Consider the following 1,099-nt stretch of genomic DNA (forward strand, 5'->3'; position numbering starts at 1 on the left):
AGCATAAAGGATAAAAAATGACCCTATTTTCTACTTTTGGCTTATTTATCGCCCTAAGCCTATTAATCAGCTTAGTACTAGCGGTCATCGTTGTTATGCCTTGGTTGCGTGCGGCTCGTAGACCTGAGAATCCAGTAGATAATCAGCTACTCGATATCAACGTCGCAGTGTTCCGCGAGCGCCTCGCTGAGCTGCAAACAGATAAAGAAAGCGGCGTCATTGACGACACTCATTATCAAAACCAAAAGCTTGAGCTTGAGCGCCAGCTGCTCGATGCGCAGCGTGAAATTACGCCGATGGTCGTACCCGGCGTCAAAAGCCGTTTGATTGTGATGATATGGGTACCTGTATTGGCAGCGCTAGCTTATTTATTAATCGGTGATCGTACGCCTGTATTCAATCTCTGGGCAAGCGAGGATAAAGTCGGTCAAGTGGCTGATGATCTATTAACGGGTAAAATCGATCAGCCGCCTGCGTGGGCAATTGAAGATGGCAATCAGCTTATTAGTGCCATGCAGACCAATGTGCATCGTCATGCTGATGACCCTGATCGTTGGATGCGCTTATCCGAGCTGTTCTTATCGCTTGAGGCCACGCCGTCTGCGATCGAAGCCCTATCGCGTGCGTACCGCCTCTCTCCAGATAACGAAGAGATTGCCGCCACTTACGCCCAAATCAGCTTCTTTGCCAATGAGGGTCAACTCAACGCCGACAGTCGCCGCGTATTGCAAGATTTGCTGGCCAAAAACCCGCAACACGAAGGCGCGCAGATGCTCATGGCAATGGGCGAGGCGCGTAGCAGCAACTTTGACGAAGCACAAAGCTGGATCAGCCGTTTGCGCGGCAGTATTGCCGCTAAGCCTGGCGATCATACCCAAGCGCTGGCAAGTTTGGATGAGCTCAGCGCTAACGTAAACGCGCAGCAAGAGCAAGCGGCTCAAGGTGTCGAGGTAACCGTAACCGTCAATAGCAGTTTGTTGCCTTTGATTAAAGGTGATGATGTGCTCTTTGTCGCTATTCGCGATGTCAACGGCGGACCACCGTTTGCTGCTAAGCGCTTGCCTATTAGTGTGATTAAGCAGGGCGAGGCGAGTATCAG

General features: G+C 51.0%; 1 protein-coding gene. It reads left to right on the top strand.

The genetic code is table 11. The annotated features are described in order from the left end of the window. Positions 1-17: 17 nt before the first annotated feature. Positions 18-1,099, top strand: a 1,082-nt coding sequence (ccmI, locus tag ACTXGO_RS14375; protein ID WP_443574994.1) for a c-type cytochrome biogenesis protein CcmI, incomplete at its 3' end; no start/stop codon positions are given.

It is taken from the genome of Psychrobacter sp. T6-1, assembly GCF_052258445.1.